This is a genomic window from Brevundimonas sp. AAP58 (assembly GCF_001295975.1).
GTDB lineage: Bacteria > Pseudomonadota > Alphaproteobacteria > Caulobacterales > Caulobacteraceae > Brevundimonas.
Genome location: NZ_LJHU01000116.1, coordinates 14,465 through 27,508 on the forward strand (window position 1 = coordinate 14,465; position 13,044 = coordinate 27,508).

At 64.5% G+C, this 13,044-nt stretch carries 12 protein-coding genes and 1 pseudogene; 7 read left to right on the plus strand and 6 right to left on the minus strand.

Annotation, left to right across the window (positions count from 1 at the left end; genetic code table 11):
- Positions 1-106 precede the first annotated feature (106 nt).
- From IP78_RS13715 to IP78_RS13725, 3 genes are all read left to right on the plus strand, one after another.
- A complete protein-coding gene (locus tag IP78_RS13715) occupies positions 107-799 on the plus strand; it encodes a hypothetical protein (protein WP_156320429.1) in 693 nt (230 codons plus the stop codon).
- Positions 796-2,022 (plus strand): aspartyl protease family protein, encoded by a 1,227-nt coding sequence (locus IP78_RS13720; protein WP_054112228.1) that lies wholly within the window; start codon positions 796-798, stop codon positions 2,020-2,022. The genes IP78_RS13715 and IP78_RS13720 overlap by 4 nt, the downstream gene beginning before the upstream one ends.
- A 72-nt stretch (positions 2,023-2,094) precedes the next feature.
- The gene (locus IP78_RS13725; protein ID WP_054112229.1) at positions 2,095-2,736 is read left to right on the plus strand and encodes a bifunctional 2-polyprenyl-6-hydroxyphenol methylase/3-demethylubiquinol 3-O-methyltransferase UbiG; all 642 of its coding nucleotides are present in this window, start codon (positions 2,095-2,097) and stop codon (positions 2,734-2,736) included.
- Positions 2,737-2,776: 40 nt separating this feature from the next.
- Here IP78_RS13725 and IP78_RS13730 read toward each other — a convergent pair whose 3' ends face one another.
- Entirely contained in the window at positions 2,777-4,324 is a 1,548-nt protein-coding gene (locus IP78_RS13730; RefSeq protein WP_231681018.1) for an alpha/beta fold hydrolase, read from the minus strand.
- A 16-nt stretch (positions 4,325-4,340) separates the two neighbouring features.
- Here IP78_RS13730 and IP78_RS13735 point away from each other — a divergent pair, with 16 nt between their 5' ends.
- Positions 4,341-5,756, plus strand: coding sequence for a LytTR family DNA-binding domain-containing protein (locus tag IP78_RS13735; RefSeq protein WP_054112230.1), 1,416 nt, complete (start codon positions 4,341-4,343; stop codon positions 5,754-5,756).
- A gap of 116 nt (positions 5,757-5,872) precedes the next feature.
- Here the strand turns inward: IP78_RS13735 and IP78_RS13740 are convergent, their stop codons facing one another.
- Positions 5,873-7,126, minus strand: coding sequence for a S41 family peptidase (locus IP78_RS13740; RefSeq protein WP_054112231.1), 1,254 nt, complete (start codon positions 7,124-7,126; stop codon positions 5,873-5,875).
- Between the two features lie 111 nt (positions 7,127-7,237).
- On the opposite strand from IP78_RS13740, the gene IP78_RS15370 reads away from it, so the two are divergent.
- The 3 genes from IP78_RS15370 to IP78_RS15830 all read left to right on the plus strand — a co-directional run bounded on the left by IP78_RS15370 (position 7,238) and on the right by IP78_RS15830 (position 10,359).
- Entirely contained in the window at positions 7,238-7,528 is a 291-nt protein-coding gene (locus IP78_RS15370) for a hypothetical protein (RefSeq protein ID WP_156320430.1), read from the plus strand.
- Between the two features lie 194 nt (positions 7,529-7,722).
- The gene (locus IP78_RS13745) at positions 7,723-9,711 is read left to right on the plus strand and encodes an ATP-binding protein (RefSeq protein WP_197272469.1); all 1,989 of its coding nucleotides are present in this window, start codon (positions 7,723-7,725) and stop codon (positions 9,709-9,711) included.
- A 135-nt stretch (positions 9,712-9,846) separates the two neighbouring features.
- The gene (locus IP78_RS15830; RefSeq protein WP_082385126.1) at positions 9,847-10,359 is read left to right on the plus strand and encodes a BLUF domain-containing protein; all 513 of its coding nucleotides are present in this window, start codon (positions 9,847-9,849) and stop codon (positions 10,357-10,359) included.
- 118 nt (positions 10,360-10,477) lie between these two features.
- On the opposite strand, the gene IP78_RS15375 is transcribed toward IP78_RS15830, so the two are convergent.
- The 4 genes and pseudogenes from IP78_RS15375 to IP78_RS15380 form a co-directional block, all read right to left on the minus strand.
- Positions 10,478-10,897: a hypothetical protein gene (locus IP78_RS15375; protein WP_156320431.1), complete on the minus strand. Its 420-nt coding sequence runs from the start codon at positions 10,895-10,897 to the stop codon at positions 10,478-10,480.
- Between the two features lie 96 nt (positions 10,898-10,993).
- Positions 10,994-11,968 (minus strand): helicase-related protein, encoded by a 975-nt coding sequence (locus tag IP78_RS13755; protein ID WP_054112234.1) that lies wholly within the window; start codon positions 11,966-11,968, stop codon positions 10,994-10,996.
- 92 nt (positions 11,969-12,060) lie between these two features.
- A complete protein-coding gene (locus IP78_RS13760) occupies positions 12,061-12,768 on the minus strand; it encodes an IS6 family transposase (RefSeq protein ID WP_054112235.1) in 708 nt (235 codons plus the stop codon).
- 110 nt (positions 12,769-12,878) lie between these two features.
- A pseudogene (locus IP78_RS15380) lies at positions 12,879-13,044 on the minus strand (methylmalonate-semialdehyde dehydrogenase (CoA acylating)); the annotation flags it as partial.

Genomic DNA, 13,044 nt, shown 5'->3' on the forward strand with positions numbered 1-13,044 from the left:
CCCAGCAGCTCCCGGGCGGCGACCATTGCGCTGTTCCGGCTCTCGACGGAGAGTGATCGCGGACCAGGCGCCCCACGTTTCGGTCGGGGAGGCTCCGGGACGCTGCTTGGAGTTCATCTCCGGCAAGGGTCTCCAGCTCGCTTCGGCAGTGGTGGTGGCCATGATGCTCTGGCCGGCCGGCCCGGCCTCCGCCCAGGGCACGTTTCAATGTTCCGGCGGGCCGAACGAACAGCAGGTCGGCGTGACCATGCAGGGGCCGGTCACCGTGCCCATCTGCGTGAGCCGTCCCGCGCCCCGGTCGGGATCGGCGGAGGGAGGTTCGGATGGTGGCGAAGGCGGCTTCGACCCGTTGGGCGGCGTCTACATCGGGGGCCGGCTCCCGGAGCCCCCTCGCGGCTGGCGGCCGACTTACGGGGGCTTCATGAGTTTCGTCGTCTCGCAGGAAGAGAACGGCGACAATCCGGTCCACGACATGGTGCTGACGCTGGGTCACGCCACGCCCCAGGAAGCTGCCGCAGCAGCCACTACGCTCTGCATGGAACGCGCGCTCTTTCCCGAGCCCAGCGCCTCCTGTCATCCCCAGATTATTGACCGACCCTACTTCGTGGTCCTTCAGCGGGACACGGAGGACGGTCGCTATCAGATGCTCCAGTTCAACGACCCACAAGGCTGGACCGACCACTTCGTGCGCCGCGACTCGGGCCGCGTCGAAGCGTGCTCGGAGCACGACGCCCCAACCTATCCACGGCCCTGCTTCCGGCTGGTCGTGTTCGACAGGAACGGGATCTGGCCCCGGTGAGCCAGGACGTGTACGAGCTGAGCGCGACGCCCAGTCGACGCGCCTTCGTTTTCGGCGCCCTGAGCGCCCTTTCCGCTGTGCCCGCGCTCGCCCAGGTCCCCGTCCACCGGCGAAACTACGCTTTCGCCGGTGGGGTCAGGGAGACGTCCTGGCGACCCTTCGATTTCTGGCGCCGGACGCAGATTTTTCTGACCGGTGCCTTCAACGGTCATCCTGTCGAGCTCCTGCTCGACAGCGGCGCGGAATCCAGCGTCGTCGACGGCATGTTCGCGGCTGAGGTCGGCCTGACCGGCGACGGACCGCTCAACGTGGAAGGTTTGAGCGGAACGGCGGCGGGCCTCGGCATGTCGTTCCAGAACGCTGTGATCGATCTCGACGGACTGGTTCTGACCACGAACTGGATCGCCATGGTGGATCTCGCACTCTTCACCGGGCCCGCGGGCAGACCCGTGCGCATGATCCTGGGTCGGGATCTGTTCGATCAGGTCATGGTGGATCTCGACTTCGACCGCGAACGGATCGCCTTTCGCGATCCTCGACGGTCGCCGCCGCCGCCGGAGATGCGTGGGCTGCGGGTCACGCGATCGGACGATCTTCCGAACATACCTCTGGCCGTCGAAGGCAGCCGCCCCGTCCTCGCGCGCTTCGACCTCGGCGCGAACGACGCCCTGACGCTCTCGCCTCATTTCGTTTCGCGCCACCGGGGACTTCGGCGTCGCGAGAGCGCGACCGCGCGGTTTCTGGGCGTGGAAGGCTGGTCGGACGCCCGCTTTCTGACCGTCGGCGGAGTGAACCTAGCCGGGGCGGCCTTCAGCGCCGTGCCCGCCAGCGTACCCGACGGCTGGGCGATCGGTCGACGGAACGGGCCGCACGCCAACCTGGGGATTGAACTCATTCGGCAGTTCCGGGTCACGACGGATTTCACCCGAGGAAGGCTTTGGCTGCGCCGGCGCGACGTCACCGAACCCTTCTACCGTGACCGAAGCGGATATCTTGCGGAGCCGCGGGGCGACCATCGGGAAGTCGTGGTTGTCGTGCCCGGCGGACCGGCCGATAAAGCCGGGCTTACGGTGGGCGACCGCATTCTCGCCGTCGACGGCAGACCGGCGGGGTCTTACTCTACGTCCCCCGAACCGGCCGTCACTGCGCCGGAGGGCACGCCGCTTCGCCTGACGCTTGAGGGCGGCGTCGAGAGGGTCATCATCCAGTACGACTATTACTGACCGTGGTTCGGGCCGGACGCGGCGCCCCTCCCTTCTGATCCATCCTCCACCACAGACCGAGATCGACCTGATATGGGAACGGAAAGCGACGCGAGGTTCTGGGATCGCAACGCGCGAAAATACGCCCGGGAGCCCATTGCGGATCCGGCAGGCTACGAGCACAGCCTCCAACGCACTCTGGAGGTGCTGAACCGCGAAGACCGGGTGCTGGAGCTCGGATGCGGGACGGGCAGCACGGCGCTGCGCCTTGCGACACATGTTCAGAGCTATCTGGGCACCGACGTTTCCACGGCGATGATCCGGATCGCCGATGAGAAGCGGGCGGCGGCGAACATTCCGGCGCTGGCCTTCGAGGTCGCCACGGCTGAGGCTCCGACGCTCGAGGCTGGGGCGTTCGACGTCGTTCTCGGCTTCAACTATCTGCACCTGGTCCGGGATATTCCAGACACCTTGCGCCGCATCCACCGTCTGGTGAAGCCAGGCGGCATGTTCGTCTCCAAGACGCCGTGTCTCGGCGACATGAACCCGCTCATCGGCGGTATTCTGCTGCCCGTCATGCATGCCCTGGGTCGAGCGCCGCACGTGAACGTGCTGCGGGAGGTCGAGCTGGACGCGCAGATCCGCTCGGCGGGGTTCGAGGTGCTCGCTATCGAAGATCATTCCACCAGAGGAAAGGTTCGCAGGCCCTTCATGGTGGCGCGCCGGCATCCTTGAGAAGCTCTCGCGGAATCTCGGCTCCTTACGGCGACGTCGGTCAGAAGCGGCGGAACGTAGGCGGTTGAACCGCGAGTGCCGCGTCGGCTCCATCCTCTCCCCGGAAAAAGGACACGATGCGGGCCTGCACGTCGGGGTGCACTTCAAGGACGTTGTGGCCCGCGTTCTCGACCAGCAGACGCTGCTGACGAACGAACTGCTTTGCAACGTCCTCCTGTTCTTCCAGGGGGGTTCGCCCGTCGAGGGATCCTGAGATCAGTAGCGCCGGATGGTCCACGGAGATCGGAGACCGGAACGCGTCCCCTAGATCGACGCCCGGCACAGCCCCGGCTATGTGCGGCATGGGGAAGTTCAGTGCGTCACCGAGAACGCCGACCGGCACCTCCGCCTCGACCCGGCTCAGGCGGGCCGTCGAGATGCCGGACGCAAGGTCCATGGCTTCCGTCATCCCGGACACTCGGAGCCACGCTCCGGCGTCGCGCATGAAGTAGTCAAGGATGTCGGTCTGGCCGGCATCGAGCGCGGCGTACAGGGCCGGAAGCAGGCCCAGTGTGTCCGGGTTGGCGATGAGCCCTCCGGCCAGAATCTGGACTGCGAAGCCCCCGACGCGAACGGGCGTCGGCGTTCCCGCAACGGGCAACGTCATCGCGACCGGGTCCGCTTCAAGACGCGCGTGCACGCGACGCATCAGGCCGGGCAGGTTCGGAACGGCGGCGCGAAGCTCAGGATCAGTGCTGATCAGAGCATCAATGCGATTCAGATAGGCGTCCATACGGGACGGCAGCTTCACCGTCTGATCCTGGCCCTCCAGACTGGCGAGGGCCACCCGGCCGATGCGACGTCCATGGCGCTTGAGCACCGACAGGGCCAGGTGGCTGCCGTAGCTGATGCCCCAGAGATCGATCCTGCCGGCCCCCAGATGTCGGCGCAGAGCGTCCACGTCGTCGGCGCTCTGCTCGGTATTGTATCCCGCGAGCGACACGCCCTGAGCCGTCCACTCCGACCAGGCCCTCTGGATCTCGGCGCGCATGTAGCGCGTCATGCCGTCGCGTGTCAGCGGCGGGAACTCGGCCGTTGACGGTGACAGGTCCGGGATTTGGCGCGAGAGGCCGGTGCCCCGCTGGTCGAAGGCGATGACGTCGGCGATGTCTCTCAGGGCCATGAAGATCGGAAACCTCGGCCCCACCGCCGCGGCCGTTCCGGCTCCACCGGGACCGCCCGCCAGATAGACGATCGGCGCTCCGGGTCGGCTGGCCGTCGAGCGGAACCGCACGTAGCCGAGACGGATGCTCCGCGAGCGCGGATCGCGGCGATCCTCGGGCACCTCAAAGAAGTGCCGCTCTGCCTGAACCTCCTGCCCCTGCCAGCCAGCAAAGGTAAACGTCGTGTCGAGGTCGAGCGCACCCGAGGCGCGCCCTGGTGAACTGCAGGCCGCGACCGTGAGCCCGGCTCCGGCGAGGAAGGCGCGGCGATGAAGTGCTGAAGTGATCATGCCGGAAGAAATGCGATCCCGACCGTCGAGCTCCATCCTGACTTCGGCGAAGTCCGCCCGAAGATCGGCGAAACCGACGTCGCGTCGCGCCGTCATCCGCTAAGGTCCGCCGATGATCCGTGGCCTGCTCCTGTCTCTGTCGCTTATCCTGCTCCCCGGCATGGCGCACTCTCAGGGAATGGCCTGGGAAATCTGCACCGGCAGCCTGCGGGCGACGTCGCCGGAAATTTCCGAGTGTCGTCCCCTCGACGGCCCCATTGATCCGCAGGGTCGAGAGATATGGATCCGGGCCGAAGTCCCCCGACTACAGACGACGACCGGTGCGACGCTGCGCCTCGTCGGCGTCGCCTCGTCAGAAACCTGGTTGAATGGCGTTCGTCTGGGCACCAACGGAATGCCCGGCTTCGACGCCACCACAGAACGACCCGGGCTGTATGAGGTGGCCTACGGCATTCCCTCGGAGGCCTGGCGCCCCGTCGGAAACGTCATCATCGTCCGTCTGTCTTCGTTCCATGGCGGTATGCGCCTTTCGGCCCCGATAGGCCGGATATCGCTCGAGACGCAGCGTCGGGCCCCGATGTCGGTCTCGACGGCTGTCACCCTCGCTCTCGGTGGCGCGCTGCTAGCCGCGGCGTTCGGATTCACCGTGATCCATGCGCTGCGCCGCACCAGCTCCAGTCTTGTGCTGGCCGGCATGGCGGGGACGGCTGCAGCCCAGGCGCTGGTGGAGAGCCTTCGGGCGTTTGTCGCATATCCCTATCCGCTCCATGTCTGGCGGCTGGGCGCGATCTGGGTGTTGGCGGCGACCTTCGCACTGCTCTTGGTGGTCTTCATCGCTCACCGGTTCCGCAGGCGGACCACCCCCACGCTCATCCTTTCTGCGGCGATGGCGATCGGTCTGACATCGCTCGCTCCCGGATTCGACCTGAAGACGGTCGGTGCCCTTCTCGTCGGGCTGGGTCTGTCGTGTGGGGTGCTGGCCTTCGCCCTTCGCGACGTCCGGGCCCGTTGGACCCTGGCCTATCTGACGATCTTCATCATCCTCGCCCTGGCGGCTCCAGCCACCTTCGTAGACTTCTCCCACTTCCTCTTCGCGGCCCAGCTGCTCCTGCCCCTGCTGATGCTTGAGGTGGTGCGGCTGGGGCGCGACGACCGGCAGCGGGAAGAGGCCCTGACACGCGCCGCGACCCCTGCAGACAGGATCGCCGTCGTCGCCGCGGGACGCGTGGAGCTTGTCCTCATCTCTGACATCGTCGCCATCACGGGTGCCGACGACTACGTCGAGCTTCACCTGTCCAGTGGACGCCGACTCCTGCATGCCGCTCGGCTGGATCGGCTCGGAGAGCGGCTGCCTGACCACTTTGTCCGCATTCACCGGAGTTCAATTGCCAATCTTGCCTATGCGGAGGCCCTGGAGCGTCTCGAACGAAAATGGTGCCTGACCTTGAGCGGCGTCAAACCTCTCACCGTGAGCGGCCCTCGCCTCGCGGGTCTCAGAGCGTCGATAACGGCCCACCGCGAACCCTGATCCTGACGGGGCGACCCGTTGGGCGCGAGCGTCGGCATCTGTGCCACGATTGACGACGCCAGACGGGTAGCGTGACAGGCCTATCGTGGATCACCGCAGGACCTTCACGCCTATATTCACGAACCGGCTTCTCGCCATAGCTGCTCCAGCGTTCTCGTGGCCTGGGAAAGATCGAGGTCGTCGCCGCGACAGACCGCGTCTGGGGTCAGTGTGGTGGCGATGTGAGGCGGAACCTTCCTGTCGCCGAAGTCGCGTCCATCCGGCCCCCAGTTGCCATGAACGGGGATCGTCACACGCCAGCCGTCCGGCAGGTCGAAGGACTGTGAACTGAGCAGTGCGCCCGCCGTCTCGCGGCCGATCAGAACCGCATCGGTCTGCTCGCGTGCGCCCCAGGCGAAGCCTTCGGCGGCGCTGCCGGTGTCCGGTCCGATGAGGACGACCACCGGCTTGCGATAGCGTCTTTCACCCAGGTCCTCGATCATGAGCATGACGGCGCCGTCGCCTTCGCCGACCGCCTCGAAGATGGCCTCGGTGGTGTAGGCACGGCTGACGCGGAGGATGTCGGTCAGGTCCTTGGCCTCCACCGGGCCGTCCAGCGTTTCCAGAAACGGTCGCGACAGGAGGGCGATCCCGGGGCCGGGGTCGGTGAAATAGCCGAGCAGGCGCAGGGCCGAGGCGTTGCCGCCGCTGTTGTGGCGGACGTCGATGATCAGCCCGTCTGTGGCGCCCAGCGTGTCCATGGCCGCGTCGATCAGTTCGGCGGCGTCGTCGCTGAAGCGATCGGCGCGCAGATAGCCGACGGACCGACCATCCCCCCGGCGGAGCATGCTCCACGAGATCGTGCGCTCGCGGGGCGGCCAGTAGGCGGACTCGCGGGGTATGGCGAGCTGCACGACGCTCCCGTCGCAGCGCTCGACCTCGAGGCGCGCGGGTTCCTGACGCGGCCCCCGGATCATCGAGGGATCTAGGATATGGTCGCCGATCCGCAGGCCCGCCGCCCTGGCCCCCGACGCCGGATCGATGTCGACGACGATGGTCCGGCCGTCGATCAACTCCCAGCGCGCGCCAAGTCCCATGGTGGGCCGGCTGGAGCCGGGCGCATGCATGACGACATGGGAGACGCCCAGCTCGTTCAGCATGGCCTGGCCAAGCCGCTGAAACTCCGCGTCCGAAGTGACTCCTGCAAGCTCCAGCCGGCGGCGCTCGACGATGGCCGACCAGTCCCGCCCTCCGAAATGCGGATCGTAGAAATTCTCTCTCACCGTCCGATCGACGGCCTCGAACACGCGGACGTAGTCCTGGGCCTGAGCGGCGTGTCCGCCCATGAGAACGGAGACGATGCACAGAAGAGATGCGGCGGAGCGCTTCATGAGATTTCCTGATCGAGGGTCACGGCGCTCCGCCGGGCTATGCCGGCGCATCGGCTGGACCAGTGAATTTGCTGAGAAGGGGGAGGTGGCGCTGGTCGGCTGGAACCGACTATGTCGAAGTGGAGCGCGGCGTGCCCAGCCCAACTCGGTGAACGGCGTCGTGATTCGGCGAACGGGTTTTTCTGGGACCGGCAACGCTTTCAAGAGGCGGTCGCCTGGATGTGGGTCGGCCGCGCCATCACCACGCTTCGCCTCGTCGATGCGGTCCGTGGCCCGGGTCTGGACGTCAGGATTCCCGATGGGGAAATACGGTGCTGTCAGTCGGCGAACGGGCGGTTTCGTTTCGAGGAATGGGTTTTATCGGAAATCGCCCTGCCACCGCAGGCATCAGTGATTAACTAGACGAGAGAGGATAAATCCAGATTTCAGTGTGAGGACCACGCTTCACCGTAATCGTGTCGCCCCTCGCATAAGCAAAACTACTACCCCTGCGGGAGATGAAATCTTTAACTCGCGGAATTCATGCTCGCCGCAAACGAGGGCGCAAGACCGTGATCTCCTTACCTATGTCAGATCGCGAGACCAACAGGGTTGAGATGGTCCGGTCCTTCGGACTGGTCGGTCATCCCAGGGTATCGCTGCACGATGAAGTTGCGGCCCTCGCGCGCGATCTGGCCGGTGTGGAGACCGCACTGGTTTCCCTCGTGGACAGCGAACGCAACTGGTTCGCCGGCGTCGCCAACTTCCCTGATCCTGATCAGTGCCGCTGGAGCTCGTTCTGCACCCATGTTGTGGCCGATCCAGATCGGTCGATGTGGGTCGAGGACGCCACACTCGACTTCCGCTTTGTCGATAACCCTTACGTCGTCGGCGAACCCCATCTGCGCTTCTACGCCGGGATTCCCATTCTGGTGAACGGCCATGCGGTCGGCTCCCTGTGTGTGCTGGACAGCACTCCGCGCGCCTATGATCCTGCTCTGCACGCGCGTCTCTCCGGGCTGGCGAAGATCGTGAGTGCCGACCTCGCCACGCGCCACCAGGTTCGAACCCTGCGGCACTCCCTCGAGGAATCGGCAGACGCGCTGATTGACTGCGACGATTCCGGCTCAATCACGGACTGGTCTCAAGGGGCTGAGCGGCTTTTCGGCTTCAGCAAGGCAGACGCCCTAGGTCGGAAGGTCAACATCATCTGCCCTCCAAGTCAGGTCGAGGCGCATGATCGAGCGCTTGAGCACTGGCGGCAAAGTGGCAAGGGTCGGCTTGACCGGCGCATCGAGCTGACCGCTCAGACCAAGGACGGCCGTCCCGTAGAGATCGAACTCTGGATGTCGGTCACACAGATCAAGGGTGTCCGCCATATCCACTCCAACATCCGAGATATCTCGACGAGGAAGCGGCACGCAGCGGAACTACTGGCGGCAAAGGTAGAAGCAGAGGTCGCCAACACGGCCAAATCGACCTTCCTCGCGAATATGAGCCATGAGCTCAGGACGCCGCTGAATGGGGTGGTCGCCGTCGCAGACCTCCTGTCGAAAACGGGCCTGACGGCCCATCAGACAGAGTTGATCTCGATCATCCAATCGTCGTCGGATCAACTGCGTCGCTTGATTGGAGATATCCTGGATCTGGCGCGCATCGAGTCCGGGGAGATGGAGTTTGGCGATAGCCCGATGTCGTTGCCCTCTGTCGTGGGTGATGTTGAAAATCTCTCGTCAGTCATGGCTCAGGCCAAGGGCCTGATGCTTGCAACGGACATTGCCCCGGACGTTTCGGGGCAGGTCATGGGAGACGGGCTGCGGCTCAAGCAGGTGCTCACCAATCTGGTATCAAATGCGGTCAAGTTCACCGAGACCGGATCGGTCACTCTGCGCGTTGCTCGAGCTGGATCCGGCTATCGCTTTGAAGTCGCCGACACAGGCATCGGCTTCACTGACGATCAGAGGGCGACGATCTTTGAACGCTTTCAACAGGCCGATGGCACCATCACGCGCCGGTTCGGTGGGACGGGTCTCGGCCTGGCCATATCCCGCCAACTCGTGGCCGCCATGGGTGGCGAACTGGAGTGTCAGGGCCGACCGGGGGAGGGAGCTGTCTTCTGGTTCACCCTGCCGCTTCGGGAGGCCGAGGAGCCTGTGTCGGCTTCGGAAGTAGACGATGATGCCGCCTTCGGGACGGGTCGCGCGCTGATCGTAGACGACAACCCGACCAATCGGCGCGTTGCGGAACTGCTCCTGACCTCAATTGGTGCTGACGTGAGGTCTGTCGAGGACGGCGAGCAGGCCGTCGATGCCTTCCTGCATGAGCGGTTCGATGTGATCCTCATGGACATGATGATGCCTGTGATGGACGGCATCGCGGCGACCCAGGCCATTCGTCGGATCGAAGCCGACCAGAGACGCGTCCATACTCCAATCGTGATGCTGACGGCCAACACCCTGCCCGATCACGTGGCAGCCAGTCTGGACGCTGGGGCTGACGCCCATCTCGCCAAGCCCATCACTGCTAACGCGCTGTTTGATCTTCTTGGCAGTCTTTGCAGTGAAGACGACATGTCATTGGTGAAGAGCGACACGGTCGCGGCATGATGCGTCAGGACCCGGCGCGCCGATTGCGCAGCACGTCGATGGCCTCCCCCTCTCGACTGGAGGCAGCGCCTGATATCATTGTTCGTTGTGGCAGTTACCTCTGGCTTCCCTTGGTCCTTCCTTCAGGATTCGTGCATGCCCTCCGCTCGCCTGTCCCTAGAGAGCCTGATCTACCGAAGCCTGGCTCGCCCCCAGTCGCCGACAGATATCGACGACATCTTGCGGGTTTCTGTATGGAAGAACGCCCGCAACGGACTCAGCGGCGTCCTTGCCCGTTGGGGATCAGAATACGTCCAGGTCCTGGAGGGCCATCGGCCCGCGCTAGATCGGCTGGTCAACGCGCTGATCGCGGATGAGCGTCATTCAGAGTTCACCCTCCTTCAGCGCGCACCGATACCCTTTCGGCGTTTCCCAGCCTGGTCCATGGCGCGGGTCGATCTCGCCGGGGTCGCCGGGTTTGAGCGAGGCCTTCCAAGCGACACGTCCAGTCTGACAGAGGCTCTGCTTCGCTTGTATCAACGGGGTGAGACCTCGGTTCAATGGAGGGCTGTCCTCGTGCGGGATCGTCCCGGACGCGCGGTGGCATCCGGGGTCGGGTCAAGGCCAAGAGGAGAGCGCCGCTCTGACTCTACGGCAAGCGCGGTCTGACCTAACAAGCAGCATGGCGCTGGCAGTCAGCGAACTGACGGTGCCGTTCCTGGAAGGGGGCTTAGGCGCAAGGCCGCCTCCCGAAGCAGGCATCCGTGTCTACCGAAACGAGGGAGGATCAGTCGGCCACGAGGTGGTTAAGGAGCGTCTCGGCTTCCTCGACGGTGGAAACAGTCAGTCGGACGACGGCCTTGTCACGAAGGTCGGGCATCTGATTAACGTTGGAGTGCCGGCCTTTCCCGTCGACCGTCGCGGGGTAGATCTTGGCCCCGCTCAGGCTCGGAGGGAGATCGGCTTTCGAGACAGCGAACCACAGGTGTTGCGGCGTCGTCTCGATCTGGTGGCCGAGGCTCAGGCCATTGGTCAGCTTGTAGCGGATCATTTTGGCGTTCGCAGGCCGGCACTGGTCATGAGGGCGGACTGCGGGATGGTTCACGAACAGGTCAGTCAATTCAGCCCGAAGATGGTTAGGCGCAGCGGCATCCGCGTTGGCGACGCTCTCGTGGATTGCCGCATAAGTTGCTCTGAGGTCAGACATGGGATCCGTGGTGGAAACTGATACGTTGAGGATTGACGTCACTTGGTCAATAAACGCTAGCAACCGATGCTTTTCGGAAGAATATTTGGCCTGGGGCTACGTTGAGCCCGGAGGTGCGTAGGTCACCGTGCACTGCTTGCGATCGTCATAGAGCGCCTCGACACCGCGGCCCAAGGCGAGCTCGTGAATGCGCACGGTGCCACCCGAATGACGCACCGCGATGTCCACGAACCGATCGTGGAAGTCGTCATCGCGCGAACGCTTACGACGTCGGGCCAATGTGAGCTTCGGCATCGGAGAAAGGCGGCGACTTAGAAGGTCGCCGATTTCGCGGCGGTTCTGCGGATCGGACGCGTCGCCATCGACCTCTTCCGCGTACTCGATCGTGACGCTTTCCAAGGTCCGAGCAACGGCCTTCAGATCTTCGATAAACCTCACCTGCGCCTCGCGACTAGAGCGACGAGCCAGCGCATAGGGATCTCGGATGGAGACCTCGACGAGGTCGCGGCCAGCGAACAGCGCGAGGATGTCCTTAGTCGGGCGCTCGCCGCCGGCACCCACACGCCATTGACGGATGCCCGTATTGGAGAGTGCCTTGGGCAGGGTCAGCGTTGACCGTTGGAGGGGTTCGTTGTCCGCCGGCTGCTCAGGCTCGATCGCGACGCCGACGGCGCGCTCCGGGAGTTCTACTATGCTTTGCGGCTCATTTGGTTGGCCGAGGACCTGGTCGGCCGCCGGTTCGCCAAACGAGACTTCCCGGAATAGGTTCGCCAGTTCCCCATCGCTGGCGTCGGGCGGCAGGAATAGGTCGCGCGTCAGCTTACGCTTGCGATCGATCAGTGCGTTCAGCCTGAGGTCAAAGCTGGACTCCCGGATCGCGGGGTCGGGGTGGACCGCCATCGGGAGGTGGACGTGGACATCGCGCCGTTGCCCGATGCGGAACACGCGATCAGTAGCCTGGTCCTCGACAGCTGGGTTCCACCACCGGGAAAGGTGGATGACGTGATTGGCCTCGGTGATAGTGAGACCTACGCCGCCCGCCTTGGGCGACAAAATCATGACGTCAAACACACCCCGTCCGCGCTGGAATGCCTCGACCGGTGCTGTCAGTCCAACGCTAACTCGTCTCCAGTCGGCGCGGGTAGGGCAGGGGGAGGCGAACCCTACGCGGCGAGCGCCTGCCACTCAGCCAGAGCGGCTGAGCGTTGGGCTTTGTAGGTCTCTCTGCTGATGAGGTGGCGGTCCTGATTGAAGTGGTTGTGGAAGGCGGCGTGCACTGAGCTGAACTTCTGCAGGGTCTTCATCTGGCGGAACCTCAGCATGGCCCGCTCTCGTCGTCGGAACGGCAGGTGTGAGTTCTCGACCCTGTTGTTGGCCCAGCGGCCAACCTCCTGTTTAGAGGCGTTGCCGAGGTCCTTCATCGCGGCCTGATAGGACCTTAGTCCGTCAGTGGTGATGGCCTTTGGCCGACCGTGCCGCTTCATCAGCTTCTTCATGAAGGTGAGAGCCGCAGCCTTGTCCCGGGTCTTGCTGGCAAAGGATTCCAGCACCTCGCCCTCGTGGTCGACGGCCCGCCAGAGGTAGTGCATCTCGCCGTTGATCTTCACGTAGACCTCGTCGAGGTGCCACCTCCAGTGGGTGAAGGAGCGCATCCTCTGGACGCGCCTCCGGCGGATCTCTGCGGCGAACATAGGGCCAAACCGGTTCCACCAGAGGCGCACCGTCTCATGGCAAATGTCGATGCCTCGCTCTGCCAGCAGGTCCTCCACATTCCGCAGAGACAGAGGGAACTTCACGTACATCATCACCACCGTCCGGATCACCTCAGGCGAGCTGTCGAAGTAGCGGAACGGATTGGTGGATTTGGCCATGCTGGTGACGCTAGGTGCCCAGTTGGGGACCGGCAATCAGTTTGGGCTGACAGAGCCGACCCGGGCGATGGACGACGCCTCAGGGGAGTGAGGCGCGTCATTCGATCACGTCATGCCATGGTCGGGATGACGAAAGAGCTGTCGGCGTGTTCCAGGTCGCTGTCGGGCCAGCGGGCGGTGACGGTCTTGACCTTGGTCCAGAACTTCACGCCCTCCATGCCATGCTGGTTGGTGTCGCCGAAGGCCGAGCGCTTCCAGCCGCCGAAGGTGTGATAG